Annotated in this window: 19 protein-coding genes and 1 pseudogene; 8 read left to right on the forward strand and 12 right to left on the reverse strand. The window is 60.4% G+C overall.

The features are described from left to right. A partial coding sequence (locus tag SYN65AY6A5_RS04990) for a helix-turn-helix domain-containing protein (RefSeq protein WP_143597138.1) occupies positions 1 to 308 on the reverse strand: 308 nt, incomplete at its 3' end. Between the two features lie 472 nt (positions 309 to 780). On the opposite strand from SYN65AY6A5_RS04990, the gene tatC reads away from it, so the two are divergent. From tatC to SYN65AY6A5_RS05015, 5 genes are all read left to right on the forward strand, one after another. Then, positions 781 to 1,467, forward strand: coding sequence for a twin-arginine translocase subunit TatC (tatC, locus tag SYN65AY6A5_RS04995; protein ID WP_228375510.1), 687 nt, complete (start codon positions 781 to 783; stop codon positions 1,465 to 1,467). A 649-nt stretch (positions 1,468 to 2,116) separates the two neighbouring features. Then, positions 2,117 to 3,328, forward strand: coding sequence for an FAD-dependent oxidoreductase (locus SYN65AY6A5_RS05000; RefSeq protein WP_228375481.1), 1,212 nt, complete (start codon positions 2,117 to 2,119; stop codon positions 3,326 to 3,328). A 71-nt stretch (positions 3,329 to 3,399) separates the two neighbouring features. Further along, a complete protein-coding gene (locus SYN65AY6A5_RS05005) occupies positions 3,400 to 4,332 on the forward strand; it encodes a DUF2993 domain-containing protein (RefSeq protein ID WP_240527375.1) in 933 nt (310 codons plus the stop codon). Between the two features lie 168 nt (positions 4,333 to 4,500). Next, on the forward strand, positions 4,501 to 6,021 hold the full coding sequence (locus tag SYN65AY6A5_RS05010; RefSeq protein ID WP_099884017.1) for a hypothetical protein: 1,521 nt from the start codon (positions 4,501 to 4,503) through the stop codon (positions 6,019 to 6,021). Between the two features lie 85 nt (positions 6,022 to 6,106). Further along, positions 6,107 to 7,018, forward strand: coding sequence for a methylenetetrahydrofolate reductase (locus SYN65AY6A5_RS05015; RefSeq protein WP_011430163.1), 912 nt, complete (start codon positions 6,107 to 6,109; stop codon positions 7,016 to 7,018). Here the strand turns inward: SYN65AY6A5_RS05015 and dapB are convergent. From dapB to rpsL, 6 genes are all read right to left on the reverse strand, one after another. After that, a complete protein-coding gene (gene dapB / locus SYN65AY6A5_RS05020; RefSeq protein ID WP_041439013.1) occupies positions 7,015 to 7,851 on the reverse strand; it encodes a 4-hydroxy-tetrahydrodipicolinate reductase in 837 nt (278 codons plus the stop codon). The genes SYN65AY6A5_RS05015 and dapB overlap by 4 nt on opposite strands. Positions 7,852 to 7,942: 91 nt before the next feature. Then, a complete protein-coding gene (gene rpsJ / locus SYN65AY6A5_RS05025; RefSeq protein WP_099812160.1) occupies positions 7,943 to 8,260 on the reverse strand; it encodes a 30S ribosomal protein S10 in 318 nt (105 codons plus the stop codon). Positions 8,261 to 8,353: 93 nt separating this feature from the next. Then, entirely contained in the window at positions 8,354 to 9,583 is a 1,230-nt protein-coding gene (tuf, locus tag SYN65AY6A5_RS05030; RefSeq protein ID WP_099884019.1) for an elongation factor Tu, read from the reverse strand. An 18-nt stretch (positions 9,584 to 9,601) separates the two neighbouring features. After that, complete coding sequence (gene fusA / locus SYN65AY6A5_RS05035) at positions 9,602 to 11,731, reverse strand: elongation factor G (RefSeq protein ID WP_099884506.1); 2,130 nt, start codon at positions 11,729 to 11,731, stop codon at positions 9,602 to 9,604. A gap of 156 nt (positions 11,732 to 11,887) precedes the next feature. Further along, entirely contained in the window at positions 11,888 to 12,358 is a 471-nt protein-coding gene (rpsG, locus tag SYN65AY6A5_RS05040) for a 30S ribosomal protein S7 (RefSeq protein WP_011430158.1), read from the reverse strand. A 43-nt stretch (positions 12,359 to 12,401) separates the two neighbouring features. Beyond that, complete coding sequence (gene rpsL / locus SYN65AY6A5_RS05045; protein ID WP_011430157.1) at positions 12,402 to 12,809, reverse strand: 30S ribosomal protein S12; 408 nt, start codon at positions 12,807 to 12,809, stop codon at positions 12,402 to 12,404. Positions 12,810 to 13,006: 197 nt separating this feature from the next. Between rpsL and SYN65AY6A5_RS05050 the strand changes: the two genes are divergently transcribed. Then, positions 13,007 to 13,711 carry a ComF family protein gene (locus tag SYN65AY6A5_RS05050; RefSeq protein ID WP_011430156.1) on the forward strand — a complete coding sequence of 235 codons (705 nt, stop codon included), beginning with the start codon at positions 13,007 to 13,009 and terminating at the stop codon, positions 13,709 to 13,711. Here SYN65AY6A5_RS05050 and SYN65AY6A5_RS05055 read toward each other — a convergent pair whose 3' ends face one another. Both SYN65AY6A5_RS05055 and SYN65AY6A5_RS05060 read right to left on the reverse strand, forming a co-directional pair. Beyond that, a complete protein-coding gene (locus SYN65AY6A5_RS05055) occupies positions 13,712 to 14,617 on the reverse strand; it encodes a prohibitin family protein (RefSeq protein ID WP_240530987.1) in 906 nt (301 codons plus the stop codon). Between the two features lie 73 nt (positions 14,618 to 14,690). After that, positions 14,691 to 15,494: a prohibitin family protein gene (locus SYN65AY6A5_RS05060; RefSeq protein ID WP_011430154.1), complete on the reverse strand. Its 804-nt coding sequence runs from the start codon at positions 15,492 to 15,494 to the stop codon at positions 14,691 to 14,693. 248 nt (positions 15,495 to 15,742) lie between these two features. Here SYN65AY6A5_RS05060 and SYN65AY6A5_RS05065 point away from each other — a divergent pair, with 248 nt between their 5' ends. Then, positions 15,743 to 16,018 (forward strand): hypothetical protein, encoded by a 276-nt coding sequence (locus SYN65AY6A5_RS05065; protein WP_228375478.1) that lies wholly within the window; start codon positions 15,743 to 15,745, stop codon positions 16,016 to 16,018. A gap of 19 nt (positions 16,019 to 16,037) precedes the next feature. On the opposite strand, the gene SYN65AY6A5_RS05070 is transcribed toward SYN65AY6A5_RS05065, so the two are convergent. The 3 genes from SYN65AY6A5_RS05070 to SYN65AY6A5_RS05080 all read right to left on the reverse strand — a co-directional run bounded on the left by SYN65AY6A5_RS05070 (position 16,038) and on the right by SYN65AY6A5_RS05080 (position 20,167). Then, positions 16,038 to 16,670, reverse strand: a complete 633-nt coding sequence (locus SYN65AY6A5_RS05070) for a 4Fe-4S single cluster domain-containing protein (RefSeq protein WP_099812164.1) — start codon at positions 16,668 to 16,670, stop codon at positions 16,038 to 16,040. Positions 16,671 to 17,019: 349 nt separating this feature from the next. After that, positions 17,020 to 19,833 carry a DEAD/DEAH box helicase family protein gene (locus SYN65AY6A5_RS05075; RefSeq protein ID WP_099812165.1) on the reverse strand — a complete coding sequence of 938 codons (2,814 nt, stop codon included), beginning with the start codon at positions 19,831 to 19,833 and terminating at the stop codon, positions 17,020 to 17,022. Beyond that, positions 19,814 to 20,167: a HEPN domain-containing protein gene (locus SYN65AY6A5_RS05080; RefSeq protein ID WP_083759161.1), complete on the reverse strand. Its 354-nt coding sequence runs from the start codon at positions 20,165 to 20,167 to the stop codon at positions 19,814 to 19,816. Before SYN65AY6A5_RS05080 ends, SYN65AY6A5_RS05075 begins: the two co-directional genes overlap by 20 nt. Before the next feature lie 22 nt (positions 20,168 to 20,189). Here SYN65AY6A5_RS05080 and SYN65AY6A5_RS05085 point away from each other — a divergent pair. Further along, positions 20,190 to 20,840 (forward strand): annotated as a pseudogene (locus SYN65AY6A5_RS05085) (IS630 family transposase); the annotation flags it as partial.

Genomic DNA, 20,840 nt, shown 5'->3' on the forward strand with positions numbered 1-20,840 from the left:
TGTATCGTGACGATGCTTACATTGATTCCTAAGCGCTCGCGCAACAGTTCTTGATACTGCCACAGGTAGAAGTCTGGGTGTTCTGTAATAATTGCCATCACTTCCTGCCGATGTTGTTCCAAAATGCCCACTCGCTTGGTGCCTGCTTTCTTAGGGGCTAAATCTTGAGTTTGTTGGTACTGACGCACCCAGCGGTGTACTGTTCTTTTGGTAACCATGAAGCGTTTAGCTACCTGGCGGATGGAGGTGTTACCTGCCTGATAGGCTGCTACAACTCTTTGCCGCAAATCCAAAGAATGAGTCGGCATTCCTTTCTCTCCTTCCTCTTGAATACCTGTACCCTATTTTAAATTAAAAGGCTGTATCTTTTGTGTCCTTCAGAATTTTAGAGCTGCTCCCGCCTCAGCCTAGCCGGGCGAGATGAAGTATTGACATACTCCCCAGCCCTTTGGGGCGGGGATCCTAGCTCCCCTCTGTCCCCCCGTATACGGGGGGTTTGGGGGTTCGGGGGAGAACGTCAACAGTCTGGTGAAGCAGAGACTTTGAGCAAGGGCAGCTCCCGTCCACAACCCGGCAGTTCCTTCCGGGAACAGCTTGGAAGGGGGCCATGTATTGGGCGGGCGCTTTTCCTTAAGGGTGGGGCAGGGCTAAGATAGCGGGAAAGGTTTCGTTACCTGTCGGCCCATGCCCCTTGCCTCTGAGACCGAGTCCTCGCAGCAAGCTCCGGCAACACCTGAGCCTTCTCGGGTGCCAGATCCGGAGTTTCCCTACGAGGTCGAGATGAGCTTGATGGAGCATCTGGAGGAGTTGCGTAGCCGCCTCTTGGCCAGTGTCATTGCGGTGGCCCTGTGTATCGTCGCCTGTTTTCTGGTGGTGAACCGCATCGTCGCCCTGCTGGAGGTGCCCGCTCAGGGGGTGACCTTCTTGCAACTGGCGCCGGGCGAGTATTTTTTCGTCTCTATGAAAGTGGCGGCATATTCGGGGCTGCTCTTGGCCACGCCCTTTGTGCTCTACCAAATTGCCCGCTTCGTCTTGCCAGGGCTGAGCGTCAAGGAGCGCAAGCTGTTGGGGCCGGTGGTGCTCGGATCCAGCCTTTTGTTTGTGGCTGGCTTGGTCTTTGCCTACTACCTCCTCATTCCGGCGGCGCTCAACTTCTTCATTCGCTATGGGGAAGGGGTGGTGGATCAGGCCTGGTCCATCGACCGCTACTTTGAGTTTGTGCTGCTGCTGATGTTCAGCACTGGCTTGGCCTTTCAGGTGCCGATTTTGCAGGCGCTGCTGGGAGCTTTGGGCCTGGTAACTGCTGAGCAGATGTTCAAGGGTTGGCGCTATGTTGTCCTAGGTTCGGTGGTGGCGGGGGCCATTCTCACCCCTTCCACGGATCCCCTCACCCAGAGCCTCCTGGCTGGCGCGGTAACGTTCCTGTACTTGTTTGGCATTCTCCTGGTGAAGCTGCTTGGCAAATGACCCAAGGCCGCAGACCTTGATTCTGCCAGCGGGGTCTCCGGCCCGGGAAAGAGAAACGCCAATGGATAAACTCTACCTTCTCACCAAGTTGCTCAGCGGCAACAGTCGGGACTGCAGCCCTGGCTAGCGCCGGGGTTCCGGCATCCACCCCCATCGGCAAGAGACGGCTCCACCGCCAGCGGGGGGAGAGCGGGCCCGGCCCGCCTTGAACTGGAAGGGATCCCGGCCAATTTTCCCGGGCAGGGTATTTCAACGGCGGATTGGCCCGCCTCACTCTGCCAGCGTACCGCTCGCCAGCCCACCAGGGACGAGAGGCCTGTTCGCAAGCCCTGGGGGGGTTGGTGCGGTTGTCAGAAGAGGCGGTTTTGGTGCCTGCTGTAGCCTCTGGGCCAGCGAGGGCAAACGGCGGCTCGCTGCGCTGCTGAGCTCTTCTCAAAGGGAGGTTTGGCCGATGGGCAAAGAGAAATTGGCTTTTGACCAACCAGTCTTCTAAAGTTCTATGGTTGCTTGGACTTTTCTCCCGAAGACAAATCCTTATCCTCCCAAAACCTACGATCCTGCTTACCCAGTCGGCAGCTACTGGGACAGCACAATACCAGATTCCAGTTGGCGACATCCGGCGCCTCTGCAAGGGCAGGTTGAGGCCGAGGTGGCCATCATAGGAGGAGGATTGACGGGGCTATCGACGGCCCTGCACCTGGCCCGCGATCACGGCATCTCGGCTTGCCTGCTGGAGGCGGGATCCCTGGGCTGGGGCGCCTCTGGGCGCAACGGCGGCTTCTGCGGAGTGGGGGCGAGCTACCTCACCCATGCCCAAATGGTGCGGCGGGTAGGCCTGGCGGAGACGGAGCGCTACTACCGGGATCAGCGGCAGGCGGTGGAGACCGTGCAAGAGCTGGCCGCTGCCGAGGGCTTTTCCCTGGATGCCCAGGGAGAAGGTTGGTACGCAGTAGCCCACCGCCCCAGCGCTTGGCGGGAGTTGGAGGCCGAATACCAGATCTACGCCCAGGTGGCCGGCTACCCAGTTCAGCTCCTCAGCCCCAAAGAGCTGCGGGAACGGGGCTTCGACAGCCGCGAGAACCACGGCGCCCTCCACATCGGGGTGGGGTTTGGCCTCAACCCCCTCAAGCTTGCCCAAGGGCTGGCCCAGGCCGCCCAGAAATGGGGAGCGCAATTGCACAGCGCCAGCCGGGTCGTTGCCTGGGAAAAGGTTGGCTCCCGCCACCTTTGCCATACGCCCGGGGGAACGGTGCGGGCACGGCACCTGGTCATCGCCACCAATGGCTACACGCCGGCCAACCTCTACCCCCAATTGGCCGGATCCCTGTTGCCGGTGCTTTCCAACATTCTGGTCACCCGGCCTCTGACGCCGGCAGAGCGAAGGGCTCAGGGCTGGTGGGATCCGACGCCGATCTACGACACGCGACGGCTGCTGTTCTACTACCGTCTCCTGCCGGATGGGCGCTTGCTGTTTGGGGGGCGGGACGGCACCTGCGATGCCCCAAGGGAACGCCAGCGCCTGCGGGCCTGGATGGCGCGGCAGCTCTACCGCCTCTTTCCCGCCTGGGAGGGGGTGGAGATCGAGTACGCCTGGAACGGCTTGGTTTGCCTCTCCCGCCAGCTTCACCCCCACATCGGCCCTTCGCCGACGGATCCCAGCCTCTGGTACGGCCTGGCCTACCACGGCAGCGGCGTGGCCACAGGGGTGTGGGCAGGCAAAATCCTGGCCCAGGAGATCGCCGGCATCCGACCCCAAATTAGCGCCCTCTTCCGCCAGCCACCGCGCCTTTTCCCTTTCCCCTGGCTGCGGCTTCACTACCTGCGGCTGGGGTATCTTTGGTGGCAGTTGACAGACGGATAGTTCCTTCAGGTGTGCGGGAGAGCCCCCTATTCGCTGCAGAAGTCCTGTCGTAATCTAGTCCTAGTTCGGCCTTGCCTTGGCCTCTCGCCATTGCCCGTCGTTCCTTGCTGAGGTACCCAGTGCTGCCCACAGCTTGTTATCGGCCTGATCAGGACTCGGTCATTCTAGAGGGTCCCTCTGTTTCCCAGATCCCACCGACAGCCTGCCGCCGCCGACGGCTCTCCCCAGGGGGGCAGCGGCTGGGGCTTGCTCTGCTGCTGAGCCTGCCCACCATGTTTTTGCCCTGGCCCGCTTTTGCCCAGATCGCCAGCTCCTTGCTCAATCCTCTGGTGGCCGCCTGGATTCGCTCTGAGGTGCAGCAGGTGGACAACTTGCGGGTGCAGATCGCCGGTTCCGACGCCCAGATTTTGAACGGCCAGATCCCCCAGGCCCAGGTGTCGGGAGACAACCTCATCTATCAGGGATTCCAGGTCAGCCACCTGCGGCTGCAGGGCCAGGATATTCGCCTCAATGTAGGGGAAGCCATCCAGGGACGTAGTCCCCTGCGGCTGTTGGCCCCCGTGCCGGTGCAGGTGAGCTTGCGCCTCACCGAAGACGATCTCAACCGCAGCCTTCAGGCTCCCCTCATCCAGTCCCAACTGGCCCAGGCGCAGGTGCAACTGCCCTTTGGAGGTCAAGCGGTGCCCTTCTTGATCCGCCAGCCCCAGGTCACCTTGCAGCAAAATCGGCTGCGCATCCAGGCCCAATTGGTTACTCCCGAGGGGGTGGAGGTGCCGGTTACGGTGCTAACTGGGCTACAGGCTCAGGGTCCCAACCAGTTGCGGCTGGTCAATCCCCTGTGGGTGAGCGAAGGGCAGGAGATCCCCATCCCCGGCCTGGCGGATTTTCCCATCCAGTTGGATCCAGGCGTGCGCATCGATCGCCTGGAGTTGCAGCCTGGCCAAATCCTCTACGAGGGCATGTTGGTCATCTACCCGGAGGCGGCGGCAGTGCCGCAGGGGTAGCGGGTTGTCGCCAGGGCTCGACCACTTGAGCTTGCCTTTGGGCGGTGCCAGCGGGATCTGCGGTGGCCAAGTTGTGATCGGGATCAAACCCAAGGTTGGGCTGCTGGGCGAGAATCCCTCTAGCCGTTGCCAAGCGGTCGCGGAGGGGTGGTGTATTGAGGTGAGTTCATGGTTTGGGGATCGCCGCCGCTACAACCCAGTGTTAGGCCCCTGCTCTTGGGGACTCTGCCGCTAATCCTGTCGCTGGTGTTGCTGGGGGGATGTTCCAGCGACGCCTTCTCCACGGTGCCCCTGGATGGGACGGCTGCCGGCACACGCACAGCCACGCCCCCCGGGCGAACTTTCTCCGATATTCCGCCCGGCCGGGATCCCCTTCTGAAGCACCTTTGGGCCAGCTTTGTGATCACGTCTGAGCAGTTGCAATCTGCCCGCAAGGCTCCCATCTCTCTCCATCCGCAGGCTCTCCTTCCCTGCACCGACTGCGAGAGCTTGGCAGAGCAGCTGGGATCCCTGCTCCCCACCCCCTCCTCCCGCGCCTTGGGCACCTATCGGCCTGACCAGCTCACACTCTCTTTCCGAGTTGAGCCCCACAAGACGTTTACCCGCCTCAGCGGCAGCTTTCACCTGGATACCACCACGCCCCTAGTTCACCCTGGCGAGGGGGTGCGCCTGGTGGTACAGCAGGCCTTCTGGGGGGACAAGGCCCTGGAGCCGCTGCCGCCCCCCCAGGACTTCTATGCCCGCCAGATGACTCAGGGTCGGTTCGAGGAGCGCACGTGGAGTTTCCCCTTCTCCCTCCCGGAGGCCGACGCCCCTGACCCCTCGCCGTCTCTACGGCTGCAGGTTGTCCTCACCTCCCCCATCCCGCCCGATTCTGCCCCTTTTCAGCGGGGCAGGCCGCTGCCTCCCCCCACGAGCCGGCTGTATCATGGGGTCACTTGGTCGGGCATGCCAACTTGGGAGCAGCTTCTGGCCTATCGCCAGGCCATTGGCCAGCCCCCCGCCTGGGCAGCGGTGGAGCACCTCTGGGATCCGCGCCAGGACTTTCCCCAGCCCCTGGCCAATCGCCTGCGGGAGAGCGGCTCCGTTCCCTACCTACGCCTGCGGCTGCAGCCGGCCCACCTCTCTTCCCTGGCTGCGGGCGAACAGGATGAGACCTTGCGCTCTTGGGCTCGGGGCATCCAGCGCTTTGCCACCCCGATTATCCTGGCCGTAGCTGTCGGGGACGGGGATACAGAGCTGCAACGACGGGCCTACCGTCACCTGATACAAACCCTGCGCTCTGAGGCCAATTTGCTCTGGGTTTTAGAGCTGGAGGGAGCGGATAACGAGGCAGCGTCTGCCTGGGCCGCCTTGCCAGGGGTGGACTGGCTGAGCCTGGAGGTGAAGGGGGATCCCGAGACCTTTGAAGCGTTGTACCGTCGCCTTGTGGCCTTTAACCCCCAGTTGCCCCTGATCCTCAGCGGGCCGTCTCCCGACGCAGAAGCTGCCCAGCCCTTTTTGGAAGGCTTGCAAGCCGGGCGGTGGCTCCAGGTGATTGGCTGGAGCTGGGCCCTGGGCCCGCAGGGGATCCCGCCCGCGGCGGCGACAAACTGGCAGCAGCGTCTGCACCAGGGGGATCCCCCCCTCTGGCTGGGAGAAATGCGGGTGCAGCCTCCGCCCAGCCCTTCCCCTTCGCCCAAGCCCTGAGAAAAGCGCTTTGGCTGGAAAAACCCTCCCAAAACAGCGGATAATAGGCCAACCCACTGCTTTTTCTTTCGGTCTTCCCAGAATTGTGGCCCTGACCTGCCCACCACCGTCGCGCTTTGCCCAAGCCATCCAGCGGGGGGAATTTTTGCTCACGGCTGAGATCACCCCCCCCAAGGGATCCGACACCAGCACCCTGCTCTCTCTGGCCCAGCAGCTCAAGGGCCGGGTGCATGCCGTCAACATCACGGACTCCAACCGCGCCATGGCCCGCATGAGCCCCCTGGCCGCCTCGCTGCTGTTGCAGCAGGCGGGCGTTGAACCCATCCTGCAGCTGGCCTGCCGGGATCGCAACCGCCTGGCTCTGCAGGGGGATCTGTTGGGGGCCTCAGCGCTCGGCCTGCGCAACGTGCTGGCCCTCACCGGGGATCCCATCCAGGTGGGGGATTGCCCCGATGCCCGCCCAGTCTTTGACCTGGAATCGGTGCGTCTGCTGCAGCTTATCCAACGCCTCAACAACGGCCTCGACTGCAACGGCAAGCCCCTCCCCGACGGCGGCACCTGTCTGTTCCCGGGGGCAGCCGTAGAGCCGCAATCCCCCAGCTTTTCCGGCCTGGAGCGGCGCTTCCACCGCAAGCTGGAGAACGGAGCCCAGTTTTTCCAAAGCCAGATGGTGACCGACTTCGAGCAACTGGAGCGCTTCATGGACAAGCTGGGCCGCCCCGCCGGCAAGCCCATCCTGGCGGGCATCTTCCTGCTCAAATCCGCCAAAAACGCCCTCTTCATCAACCGCAACTTGCCGGGGGTGCAGATCCCGGACGCCATTATCCAGCGGCTGGCCGATGCCCCCGATCCCCTCGAAGAAGGGATCCGCATTGCTGCCGAACAGGTGCGCCAGGCCCGCCAGATCTGTCACGGCGTGCACCTGATGGCCGTCAAGGCCGAACACCTCATCCCGCACATCCTGGACGAGGCCGGGATCCCGCCCCTGAGCAGCTAGCTCAACACCTGCTCCAAGCCGTAGACCAGCCCCTTGAGCTGCAGCACCTTGCGAATGCCCAGGATCACTCCCGGCATGAAGGCCATCCGATCCGTGATGTCGTGTCTCAAGGTCAACGTCTGCCCCATGCCGCCGAAGATCACCTCCTGGTGGGCAATAAGCCCCGGCAGGCGAACGCTGTGGATGGGGATGTTGGGGCCGGGGATCCCTCCCCGCGAGCCGGGGATCAGCTCCTTTTCTTCCACCTCAGGCGGGTTAAAAGCTTTGCCCAGTTGTCCCAGCCGCTGCGCCGTCTGCAGAGCCGTGCCGCTGGGGGCATCGACCTTGCGGTTGTGGTGCAGCTCGACAATCTCCACGTGATCGAAATATTGGGCCGCCTGCAGCGCCATCTGCTGCAGCAGGATCATGCCGATGGCAAAGTTGGGCGCAATTAGACAGCCCACACCGGACTTATCCGCCAGATCCCTCAGCCGCTCCACCTGCTCCGGCGTCAGGCCCGTCGTCCCCACCACCGGCCGCACCCCAAACGCAATGGCCGAGCGGACGTTTTCATACACAGAGCGCGGATGGGTGAAATCCACCATGACGCCTCGGGCGCTCCGCTGCGACAGCCGCAGCAACTGGCCCGCCAGGTCGTCGGTAATCTCGACTCCCAGGGATCCCAGGCCCAACACCTCGCCAATGTCCGAGCCCAACTGGGAACGGGCCACCGCCCCCACCAACTTCATGTCGGGGGTTTGGGCCACCGCCCGCACCACCTCCCGCCCCATCTTGCCCAGGGCTCCCACCACCAAGACCGGGATGGGCTCAGAAGCCGCCGTCCCCTCCCCAATGGCGGCGCCCTCTTCTCGTCTTTTTTGCTCGACTGCTGTGGTCACCACCTGCCCCCTTGCCTAACCTAGCGCCGGATCCCCGAGCGGAGCCTCACAATTTCACCTCGATGTCCACCCCTGCCGGCAGATCCAGCTTCATCAAAGCATCGATGGTTTTGGAAGAGGGGGAGTAGATGTCGATAATGCGGCGGTGGGTGCGAACTTCAAAATGTTCCCGCGAATCCTTGTCCGTGTGGGGGGAACGCAGCACACAGTAGAGGCGACGCCGCGTCGGCAAAGGGATCGGGCCAACTGGCACAGCCTCCGTGCGGCGGGCCGTGTCCACGATTTTGTTGCAGGAAGTATCCAGTAGCCGATGGTCGTAGGCCTTTAGGCGGATACGAATTTTCTGTTGGGTCAAGGTAGCCATAGTCGGAGAGAAGGTAGGGTGTACTCAAAAAAATGGCAGGGATCGAGCTTGCCTGGAGTGACCAGCGCCCAATCCCTGCCAAGAGAAAGCCGCTTACTTCAGGATCTTAGAGACCACACCGGCCCCTACGGTACGACCGCCCTCACGAATGGCAAAGCGCATCCCTTGCTCGATGGCGATGGGCTGGATCAGCTCTACCGTCATCCTGACGCGGTCGCCGGGCATCACCATCTCCGGCTTAGAGCCGTCGTCAGCCGTGAAGGAAGTGATGGTGCCGGTGACGTCGGTGGTACGCACGTAGAACTGAGGACGATAGCCGGCAAAGAAGGGGGTGTGACGTCCGCCCTCTTCCTTCTTGAGGACGTAAACCTCCGACTCGAACTGGGTGTGAGGAGTGATGGTCTTGGGCTTGGCCAGCACCATGCCCCGCTCCACCTCGTTCTTCTGAATACCCCGCAACAACACACCCACGTTGTCGCCGGCAATCCCCTCGTCCAGCGTCTTCTGGAACATCTCTAGACCGGTAACGGTGGTGGAACGGGTTTCTCGCAATCCCACCAGCTCCACGGTTTCGCCAACTTTGATGCGGCCCCGCTCGATCCGGCCCGTCGCCACCGTGCCGCGACCGGTGATCGAGAAGACATCTTCCACTGCCATCAGGAAGGGCTTGTCCACATCCCGCTCCGGCGTTGGAATGTAGGAGTCTACCGCATCCATCAGCTCGTAGATCTTGTCCACCCAGGGATCCTCACCCCGCTGGGTTTTGGGGTTGGCCTGCATCCTTTCCAGAGCCTTGAGAGCGGATCCTCTGATGATGGGGATTTCGTCGCCGGGGAAGTCGTACTTGGAGAGGAGCTCCCGTATCTCCAGCTCCACCAGCTCCAGCAGCTCCTCGTCGTCCACCATGTCCACCTTGTTGAGGAAGACCACCAAGCTGGGTACCCCCACCTGACGGGCCAACAGGATGTGCTCCCGCGTCTGCGGCATCGGCCCATCGGCCGCCGAGACCACCAGGATGGCCCCATCCATCTGGGCCGCGCCCGTGATCATGTTTTTCACGTAGTCGGCGTGGCCGGGGCAGTCCACGTGGGCGTAGTGACGCTTCTCCGTCTGGTACTCCACGTGGGCAGTGTTGATAGTGATACCGCGGGCTCTCTCCTCTGGCGCCGCGTCGATCTCGTCATAGCGCTTGGCTGTGGCCTGACCCAGAGCAGCCAGGGTCATAGTAATGGCGGCGGTCAACGTCGTCTTGCCGTGGTCGACGTGGCCAATGGTGCCAACGTTGACGTGGGGTTTGGTGCGTTCGAACTTAGGGCGTGCCATGAATCCTCACTTCCTTTTTCAGTTAGCTACGTTTCCTTTGCTTTTGGCAATGATGGCTTCCGCGATATTGCGAGGAACTTCCTCGTAGTGGCTGAACTCCATCGTAAAGATGCCCCGCCCTTGGGTTTTGGAGCGGATGTCGGTGGCATATCCAAACATCTCCGCCAAGGGAACCTTGGCATTGACCTTGGAGATGCCGCCCTCTGTACTCATCCCCTCCATCTGGCCGCGACGGGCGTTGATGTCTCCGATAACATCCCCGACGAAGGCTTCGGGAACTTCCACCTCCACCTTCATCATCGGCTCCAGCAGGACGGGGTTGGCTCTGCGAGCAGCCTCCTTCAACGCCATCGAGCCGGCGATCTTGAAGGCCATTTCGCTGGAGTCCACCTCGTGGTAGGAGCCGTCCACCAGCGTGACGCGAATATCGATCAAAGGATAGCCAGCCAAGACGCCGGACTCGCAGGCTTCGCGGATCCCTTGCTCGGCAGGCGGAATGTACTCTTTGGGGATGACACCACCCACAATTTTGGAGACAAACTCGAACCCCGTGCCCGGCTCTGCCGGCTCCAGGTCGATGACCACATGGCCGTACTGGCCGCGGCCGCCAGTCTGGCGGATGAACTTCCCTTCCACGCGGCTAACTGGCTTGCGGATGGTTTCGCGGTAGGCCACTTGGGGGTTGCCCACGTTGGCTTCTACGTTGAACTCCCGCAGCATGCGATCCACCAGAATCTCCAGGTGGAGCTCGCCCATGCCGGAGATGATGGTTTGGTTGGTCTCCGGATCCACCGAGACGCGGAAGGTGGGATCCTCCTTGGCCAGGGCCTGCAGCGCTTTGGAGAGTTTGTCGATATCGGCTTTGGTCTTGGGCTCGACAGCCACCGAGATTACCGGCTCGGGGATATATAGGGACTCCAGGATCACCGGCGCGTTTTCGTCGCAGAGGGTGTCCCCAGTGGTGGTATCTTTCAGGCCCAACACAGCCCCCAGATCGCCTGCCCGCAGCTCATCTACATCCAGACGCTCGTCCGCCTTGAGCACCACTAGGCGGGAGATGCGCTCCTTTTTGTTCTTGGTGGAGTTGAGCACATAGGTGCCCTTGGTTAGCACCCCAGAGTAAACGCGGATAAAGGTGAGGTCTCCGTACTTGTCGCTCATCAGCTTGAAGGCCAGGGCGGAGAAGGGCTCATCGTCGCTGGCTTTGCGCGACACCTCCGACCCATCCGGCAATACCCCCTTGATGGCGGGAATATCGATGGGAGAGGGAAGGTAGTCCACCACCGCGTCCAGCAGCATCTGCACACCCTTGTTCTTGAAGGCAGAGCCGCACAGCATGGGCACAATTTGGCCGCTGATGGTGCCTTTGCGCAGACCAGCCATTAGGTCGGCTTCGCTCAGATCCTCCTCGGCAAAGTACTTCTCCATCAGGGCCTCGTCGGTCTCGGCCACTGCTTCCACCAGCTTGGCCCGGTATTCCGCCACCAGATCCTTCATCTCCTCCGGGATGGGGGCAGGGCGAATGTCCTTGCCGATCTCATCCATGTAGATATTGGCCTGCAAGCGCACCAGATCGACGATGCCGCGGAACTCGTCTTCCGCCCCGATGGGCAGTTGGATCGGCACGGCGTTGGCTTTGAGGCGCTCCCGGATCTGGTTATAAACCTTGAGGAAATTGGCCCCCATGCGATCCATTTTGTTGACAAAGGCAATGCGGGGCACATTGTAACGATTGGCCTGCCGCCAGACGGTTTCCGACTGCGGCTGCACGCCCCCTACCGAGTCGAAGACGGCGATCACCCCGTCCAGCACCCGCATCGAGCGCTCCACCTCGATGGTGAAGTCCACGTGCCCTGGCGTGTCGATGATGTTGATGGTGTATTCCGGCGCGCCGGCGAGAGGTTGGGAGGGGTTTTTCGGATCCCGCTTGGTCCAACGGGTAGTGATGGCCGCGGCCGTGATGGTGATGCCCCGCTCCCGTTCCTGAGCCATCCAGTCGGTTACCGTGGTTCCCTCGTGAACCTCGCCAAGCTTATGCACCAGACCGGAATAGAAGAGGATCCGTTCTGTGGTCGTGGTCTTGCCAGCATCGATGTGGGCCGCGATACCAATATTTCGAACTCGTTCCAGGGGAACTGTGCGTGCCACGTTAACCTCCCAATCCTCGTCGCCCTGCGACTCGGGCAAACTAAAAAAACCTTTACAATTCTAGTCTTTTTTGCCCCTTCTCCTCCAGATCCAGCCCAGCTCTCGGCAAATGGGAAGGGATCCCAACAACATCCTCCTTTGCTCGGCCAGCGGGGTTCAGTAGCGGTAGTGGGCAAAGGCTTTGTTGGCTTCGGCCATGCGATGGACTTCCTCTCGCCGGCGGATGGCGTTGCCGGTTTCGTTGGCCGCATCTATAATCTCATTGGCTAACTTGGCAGACATAGTGCGGCCTGGACGGGTGCGGGAAAAGGTGACTAGCCAGCGCAGCGCCAATGAGGTTCCTCGCTCCGCTCTGACCTCCACAGGCACCTGATAGGTGGCGCCGCCCACCCGCCGCGCTTTCACCTCCACCAAGGGGGTGGCGTTGCGAACGGCATTTTCCAGTACGGGCAGCGGATCCTGGCCGGTGCGCTCTCGCACAATCTCTAGAGCGTCGTAGAGGATCCTGGCGGCAAGAGAAGCCTTGCCCCTCATCATCAACTTGTGGATCAGCATGGTAACCAAACGGCTCCCGTACTTGGGATCTGGAGGCACGTCACGGCGAGGAGCACGGTTGCGGCGAGACATAGGAGCTGTAGAACTTGAAGGCAGGATGACGTCCAGAGGGAAACTATTTCTTCTTGCCAGCGGCGGCTGGGGCTTGGCCGGGCTTAGGCCGTTTTGCCCCGTATTTGGAGCGGCCTTGCTTGCGGTCTTTCACTCCTGCGGCGTCGAGCGTGCCCCGAATAATGTGATAGCGCACGCCGGGCAAGTCCTTGACCCTTCCGCCGCGAATCATGACCACCGAGTGCTCTTGTAGGTTGTGGCCAATGCCGGGGATGTAAGCAGTAACTTCAAAGCCAGAGGTGAGGCGAACCCGCGCCACCTTCCGCAAAGCTGAGTTGGGCTTCTTGGGCGTTGTCGTGTACACTCGGGTGCAAACTCCCCGCCGCTGAGGACATCCTTTCAGGGCAGGGGCCTTGGTCTTGCGAACAGCAGCCTTGCGCTCTTCGCGAATGAGTTGCTGAATGGTGGGCATGGGTTGGCTGAGAAGATCGCTACTCAATTATCCGGCAGTAGTAAATCCTAGCAAGGCGGGATCCCGGCGTCAACTTAAGGGATCAGCTTCTGGGCTGGTGGCTTGGCTGAGTGAGAATTTCAGCATCCTTGTTCCCCTCAGCTAGCCTAGAGGAGCTTCTGCACACCAGAAGGAACTCGCGAAAGGCGATGGACTGGATGGATTGGTGGATTTTGCTCCCTTGTCCGCTCTGCCAGCGCCCGGCTAAGGCTGTGTTTTGTCCAGACTGTCAAAGGCGGCTGCAGGCGGAGCGGCTCGACTCTTGGCCGGTCACCACTTCGCCTTGGCCGCTTTATGCTTGGGGGATCCACCGGGGAGCGCTGCGCCGGGCCATCTATTGCCTGAAATATGAAGGACAGCGGCGCATTGGCGCGGTTTTGGGGGAATGGCTGGGATCCCGCTGGCTGGAGAGCCGACAGAAGCGTTCGGGATCCCAGGGAAGCCATGACCTGCTGTCTCGCCACGACTATACGGTGGTGCCCATCCCTCTGCATGCGGAGCGGCTGCGGCAGCGGGGCTACAACCAGGCGGCTTTGATCAGCCAAGCTTTTTGCGAGCGGACGGGTCTAAGACATTTACCTGACGCTCTGGTGCGGGTGCGGGCCACAGCGGCCCAACATGAGCTCAACCCCCTGCAACGCCAGCAGAACTTGGCAGGCGCCTTTGCTCTCAAGCGCGCTCCCGCCACGCCGGTGCTACTGGTGGATGACATCTACACCACCGGCTCCACCGTCCAAGCGGCGCAGCAGGTCTTGGTCGCTGCCGGGATCCCGGTGGCCGGGGTGATCGTCGTGGCCCAGGCGCAGCAAGCTGCCGACCGTTCCACCCTGCCCTGGCAGCTCCGACGGCGTGGCCAGGCTTGACTATCGGGCCTGTTGCAGGGCTGCCTGCCGGGGATCCACGTTGAGGAACACGGTGGCATCCCCCTCGACGCGGATGATGCGCAGAGGGGGCAGCGAGTCCGTCGGGTTTTGGATGCGCTCTTGCAGCTTCTCGTAGAACAGCAGATCCGCCAGTTGCGCGTTCTGCGCTGCCGCTTGTCCTTTCAGCTCAATGGCCCGCTGGTTGGCCGCCGCCAAGATCAGCAGCCGCTCGGTCTCTTTTTCCTGAATTTGCGCCCGCACTGCCGCCGTTTGTGCTGTAATCGAGGCCACCTGTTTGCGTTCAATCGAGTCTCTTAAGGCTTGTGGGAAATCGGGGTTGCCCAGAAACAGGCCCTCCACCTGCACCAGAGGCAGGGTTTGGCCATCGCGGTTGACAGTAGGCATCTCTTGGCGAATCAAGTCCAGCGCTCGTTGTTCGATGGCAGCCCGCTGGCTTTTCCGGTAAAAGTCTTCCGAATTGAAAGAGGCGGAGATATCCCGGATTTTGGAGCGCACCACCGGCACCACCACCGTGGAAAGATAGTTCTCGCCGATGCTGGCGTGCAGCTCATCCAAAGTGGCGAGGTTGGGCCGGAGGGCAATGGCCACATCGATGGCAAAGGCTTGTCCATCGGCGGTGTTCACGGTGATGGCGTTGCTGATGGCATTGGCCGAGGCGGGGTTGTTGGTAAACTCCCAAACGCGGGTGAGCACGGTGTAGGTGATCGGCGTTTCGATCCCTGGAATCCGGAAGATGACCCCCGGCAATTCTACCCGCCCCTTTTGCAGCCCGGAAAAGGTATTGAACACTACAGTGGCATGTCCGGGCAAAGTGACGTACAGGCAAGCGCGGAGCACTCCCAGGGCCGCCAAGACGGCGATCCCTCCTACGGTTAACCAACCCACTCTGCTTTGGGGTGCTTCTCCTGTTGGATACATGGCGGCTCCTCGTGGAAAGAGGATGAAAAAGTGCTGGTTGCTATTTGGTAACCAGAGTTTCCAGGCGGGATCCCAGTACCGCGGCTTTGACCACCTCTAGGTACTGCGGATTTTGGGTGAGGGCCTGTGCTTTGGCTCTCAATTGACCGGCTTCTGCCTCCGCTTGAGAAATGATGGCGCGGGCATCTTGGCGGGCCTGCTCGATCTCAAATTGCTTTTGCGCCAGTTGATTTTCGGCAATGGTTTTTGCCTCAATGGCCGCTACGAAATCAGGATCGAAATCCACATCCCGCAGCAGAAAATCCAAAACCTCGATGCCGTATTCCTTCAGCAGAAGAGCCACCCGTTCCCGAATTTGTCCTTGCAGCAGCGGGCGCTCCGTGGAATACAGAGCCTGGGCGGAAAAGCCGCTGGTCTCATTCAGAATGACCGACCGGACGATGGGGGCGATGCGATCCAGGTAATTTTCCCCCAGTTGCGTATAGACCTTGGGGGCGTCCACAATGCGAAACTGCAGCGTCGCCTCAGCCGCAATCTGCTGCCCATCCTGAGAAAGGGCCACCAGCCGCGGTGCGTAGGCGGTCGGGTCGTTGTCTTTCCAGGTCAGAGCTTGGGTTTTCACATCAAAGATGACTGTGCGAGAGACAAAGGGCGGCACCCAATGGAGACCAGGCTGCAAAGCCATCGGGCTCACCCCCCCTCCCCAGGTGAACACCACCATATTTTCTCCATTGCCCACCAGTCGCAGCGGCCTGCCCATCGCCACTAGGATCAATACGGCTCCGGCAAGGGTGGCCTTGGGCAACCAGCGACCAACTCGCCTCTCCCAACCTTCTGCTCGCATCTCCCCATCTCCTGCGCATGCAGCCATTCTCGCGGCTGTGGGGAAATGAGGCCGAGAAATCGCCGCTATCTTTTAAGTTTTCTCCAGGGATCCCGCGAGAGATCCCGCGCTTGCTCGCCCACTGTTCTCAACGATGTCGAGAACTCTACAAAGTTTACAAAAGATTACTTCATACTTTGCAAAGACCCGTGACAGACAAGCGAAAAGGGAAGAAGATTAAGACATAATAAAGATTTGGGTTGCCGTTCATGCTACCTACTGTCGACTACGAGCGGCGAGACATCCAAGTGCCACTCTCGTGCATCCCCGTTGCCGCCCGGGCCTTGATCCGGCAGGGGGTATCCGTCTGCTGGCGGGAAGAAAGCCTGTCTGCCCTAATTCGTCTGGGATCCAAAGGAGCCGCCGACCGAGCCGCCATTCTGCTGGTGGAAATGAGCCTCATGGGCCAACCGGAAGAGCTAAAAAACTGGCTGGAGATGTGCTGGCAACTGCCCGCTTGTCTCAGGGAACCGCTGCAGGTGTAGGATAAAGGATCACTGCAGTTCAAGAGCCTGCCTCGTCGAGGAGAAACTGGCTGCCGTAGCCGGTAACGATGCGGGTTCCATCTTTGAGGATATGGATTTCCACCTGGTCGCTGGCCCAATTAAGTTGGTTTTCCAGGGCAGGGTTAAAGACATGTACCCGCTGGTTGCGGGAAGAGACCAGCGAGTGGGGGGAGCGAATGGCCTGGGATTGCAGGTAGGGCCCGTCCACCAAAATATCCAGCTCTTGCAGCAGCTCCTGGGCGCCGGGAGGAGCCTGGGGGGATCGCAACTCTTCCAGCGTGAATCCACTGAAGGCCATCACCGTCAGCCCTTTCGCTTTCAGGAGCCGCGCCAAGCTGGCCAGGGCAGGAGCCTGCCAGAAGGGCTCCCCTCCCGAGAAGGTCACCCCCTCGTTTCTGGGGTTGCTGAGGATTTGCTCGGCCAGGTCGGTGATCTTCACCAGTTGGTTGACCTCAAACGGCCAAGAAGTAGGGTTGAAGCAGCCCGGGCACTCTCGCAGGCAGCCCTGCACCCAGACCACAGCGCGCCGGCCCGGCCCATTGACTTCCGACTCGTCTACATAGCCCATCAGGTTAAGATAGCCTCTCGGGATCCGCGCCTGAAAGTCCAGCGCTATCTTTGCCTTGGACATGGGTCACCTGCTGCAAAACGGCTTTGAGACTACTCTTAGCCTAGTGAGAAGCCGAACGCGAAAGCTGTAATCTTATAGTCAAATTAATGGAGATGTCTCCAAAGCGCTCCGCGCCGCTGACGCCCCCAACCCCTCTCCCTCTGGGAGAGGGGAGTTAGGGATCGACGAAGCAACCATTTCGTTAGTCAGGTAGGCTGCTGGTGGAAAAGAAAGGTTCTAGCTGATCATCGCGCTAGGCGCTATCCCTCCCCACGGTATAGACGGTGGGGTATCCCCCGCCTTCAGATGAAGCCAGGAGCCCCGGGCAGACTTTTCGGGATCCGGTACTCCACCATGAGCCCTGCTGCTCCTAGCTTTGCAGCAAAGTGTCTCGTATCTCGCCCGGGTAACGTGCCACCTTCCACCGCCAGCGACCGAACGCGCCATGGGCATTGACGGCTTGCACCCACTCGTCCAGATAGCGCCGCTTCACCCGGTCTAGTTCGGTGTCCTGTCCCTTTGTTTCCAGAATGAGCATGTCGCCGTTGGCCAGGCGCACAAGAAAATCTGGCCGATACTTCCGCACCACGCCGCGATACAGGTACAGGACTTCGAAGCCCAGATGGTCGTTCTTCGCCCAGGCGCTCACGGCACTGCTATTGTCCAATACGAAAGCATCCGACGCCTCCCACGTGCTGTCGTAGACGCAGACGTTGATGTGCGACTTGCGCGTGCGTTCACAAGGTTTGCTGGTGTACCAGGTGCGCATTTGGCCCGTCGAGCGGATCGGGTGGTCGCGATCGAAGACTGGCACAAGTTTCTCAGTGTTCTCCTGCCGCACCGCCTCGCAGACATGTTGCACAACTCGTGACAGGTTGAGGGTGATGATCAGCCGACGGCGCAGTTCGTCCTGATAAAAAAGAGGTGGGGAGATCAAAATCCGGTCAGAGCGAATGAACTGCTCGACAATCCGCACCAACTGCGCCAGCAAGATTTCGCGACTGCCTCTCCAGCTTTGCCTTACCTGATCGAACACATTGCGGGCAGTTTCGAAGATGATGCGCTGCGTGCGAAACTCTCGCGCCAACTTCTCCAGTTCGATACGGCTGATCTGGTTTACGTCGGGCTTGCCTTCGAGAATTGGTGCCAGTTCTGCCACTTGCGGCGTCTGAGCCGCGTCTAGTTCCAATGGCTGCACCTTTGACCAATCGAGAGTCAACGTTGGCTGAAGTAAGCGCTCGATGCGCACCACATTCGGCCAGCGGATCTCAAACTCCGCTTTGGCCGGGTCCGGTTCTACGGCGGTCTTGGGCGTTGGCGGGGGCGGCGGGCCATCTCCGCTATCCTCGTGCGGCAAGAAAGTAAAAGGCACGCCGAAGATATTGACGTATTCGGGCTCAAGCAGCCCTGTTTGTGGGTTGATCTCGTAGGATGTGCGGCGCAGGCCCCGGCCCACGACCTGCTCGCACAGAAGTTGGGAAGTGAAGGCCCGCAGCCCCATAATGTGCGTCACCGTCTTGGCATCCCAGCCCTCACTGAGCATCCCAACGGAAATGACGTTCTGGATTTTCTCGCCGGGCTGCCCCACCTGGCCCACCGTATCTACGATCTTTCGCAAACGTTCCGCCTGCTCTGCTTTGGTCAGCCGGCATTCGACCGGTACGTCCTCCTCTTCTCCATCATCGGCCTCGTCTGAAGCTTCCACCACTGCAGTGGACTCTTCCTTTGCCTCAGCCTCTTCTAGCACCTTCGAGTCGATGTGCAAGATTCCCTCCGAGTTACACAGCTCGTCAATGGGAATGCGCCGTGATTCGAAGGCGTGCTTGACCCGCGCTGCCGTCTCAGTGCGGTTACAGACAGTGATCATCACAGGCGGCGTGGGCAGGTCGGCTGCTTTCCAGGCCTTCCACGTCTCCCGCCAGTCGTAGCCCAGCAGGTAGTAGGCGTTCAGCACCAGATCCGGCAGCAGCTCTTCGGGATTGGCGCGTCGGTTGAGGTCGTCTTTCACCTCCGGGTCGTTGTAGATGTGGTATAGACGGGACTTGTAGGTTTTGGCATTGGGCACAGCGTCGTCACGCACTACAACGCGCGGGGTCTTGACCAGCCCCGATTCGATGGCGTCGTTCAGCCCGAAGTCGCTGACGATCCAGCCAAAGAGCGCCTCTTCACTGCTCTTCTTTCCCGAGGGCGCGAAGGGGGTGGCGGAGAAGTCGTAACAGGTGAGAATGCCGCGCGAACGGTGCAGCCGATCCAGGCCTCCAACCCACACCGTCGCTTCTTGGGCGCTGTCTTTTAAATCACGCTGGCGCAGGTACTTGCCTTCGGCTTCCCAGTTGACGCGCCAGGCGTGGTGCGCCTCGTCGTTGATGACCAGCAGGTTGTGCGCGTTGGCCATCTCGCCCAGCACCTCGCGCGTATAGGCTTCATCGCTCTTCGCGCCGCGTTTGTCCACGCTCTTCCGCTTTTTGATCTGCTCTTCGCTCTCCCAGGCCAGGGCATGCCAGTTGTGGACCAGCACCCGCCCCTGCCGCAGCTTGTCGAGCAGCGTGGACGGCACAATGTCGAACGCTTCGTAATAGTTACCGGCGCCCGCGGGCTCCAGCACCGCCAGCCGTTTCTTGACCGTCAGACCGGGGGCAACGACCAGCACGTTCTTCGAAAAGCGGGCATCTTGGGGGTTGGCCACTTTGTTAAGGATGTGCCAGGCAATCACCATCGCCATGACGATGGTCTTGCCCGTGCCGGTGGCCATCTTGCAGCACCGCCGATCAAAGTCCCCGCCGTCTCCCGGGATCTCAATGCCCACCCGCTCGGCAGCAGGCGCCTCGGTCAGCCAAATGAGCGTCTCGACGGCTTCCAATTGACAGAAGAAAAAGCGACGTCTGTCGAACTCCTCCGGGTCATGCCAGTGCGCCAAGAGCCGCCTGGTGATGCTGGTGATCCCGGGATAGCCTGCCTCGCGCCAGGCTTTGACGCGCGGGCGGATCTGGTTGACAAGCGGGATTTCAACGAAGATGCCCGGATCGTCGAAAGATTTGGAACCGGGAGTCGCTACCACGTAACCCGCTGGCCGCCGCCCTTCAACCAGTTCGAACGTACGCGTCTCGCGATCGTAGCGCCAGTGCTTCTTCGGCTCCTCGTAGGGAGAGTTGATGATCAAGCGGTCAATGGTAGTCCGGGCCATCGCTTTCCTCGCATTCTGTTGCTGCGCTGATCTGTTCCTTCGCCCAGTGGCACATCCGGGCAACCACGCTCGTCAGATCATCGTCAGAGGCGAGCGTGATTTCCAAATCGTCGTAGCGGAAGGCGACGGCAAAAGGGTTCAGCCGGCGCAGTTGGCTTTCCGTGACTGGCAGCGTCACGCCGCGATTCGCTAACAGGCGCGCCAGCTTGACCAGATCGTGTGTGCGCTCGAACTCGATCTGTTGCAGGAACAAGACCGCCTTGAGCGATTTCTCCACCGCCTGCTGGGCGTGGAAATAAGTACAGCCTTTTAATTTAAAATAGGGTACAGGTATTCAAGAGGAAGGAGAGAAAGGAATGCCGACTCATTCTTTGGATTTGCGGCAAAGAGTTGTAGCAGCCTATCAGGCAGGTAACACCTCCATCCGCCAGGTAGCTAAACGCTTCATGGTGACCAAAAGAACAGTACACCGCTGGGTGCGTCAGTACCAACAAACTCAAGATTTAGCTCCTAAGAAAGCAGGCACCAAGCGAGTGGGCATTTTGGAACAACATCGGCAGGAAGTGATCGCAATTATTACAGAACACCCAGACTTCTACCTGTGGCAGTATCAAGAACTGTTGCGCGAGCGCTTAGGAATCAATGTAAGCATCGTCACGATACATAATTTCTTGAAAAAGCAAGGAATGACTCTAAAAAAAAGACCTACCGCAGTGCAAAAGTCAAAGAAGAGGAGGTGCAAAGGGAACGACTAGCTTATAGTCAAGAAGTCAGGGATATTCCAGCAGAGGATTTGATTGCCCTCGACCAGACAGGGGTCTGGGAGGGAATGGAGCGGGGAGTATCTCGGAGTTTACGTGGTCAACGGGCTTATCATTACCGTCAAAGATACAAGGGGGAAAAGTATACGGTTATTGGAGCTATTTCCTTGAGAGGTGTAGTTGGCTGTCGTGTCATCAAGGGTGGGATGAAGAAAGGAGACTTTTTGGAGTTTTTGAGAAGCGAGT

Origin of the sequence: Synechococcus sp. 65AY6A5 (genome assembly GCF_002760415.1) — a bacterium.
Lineage (GTDB): Bacteria > Cyanobacteriota > Cyanobacteriia > Thermostichales > Thermostichaceae > Thermostichus.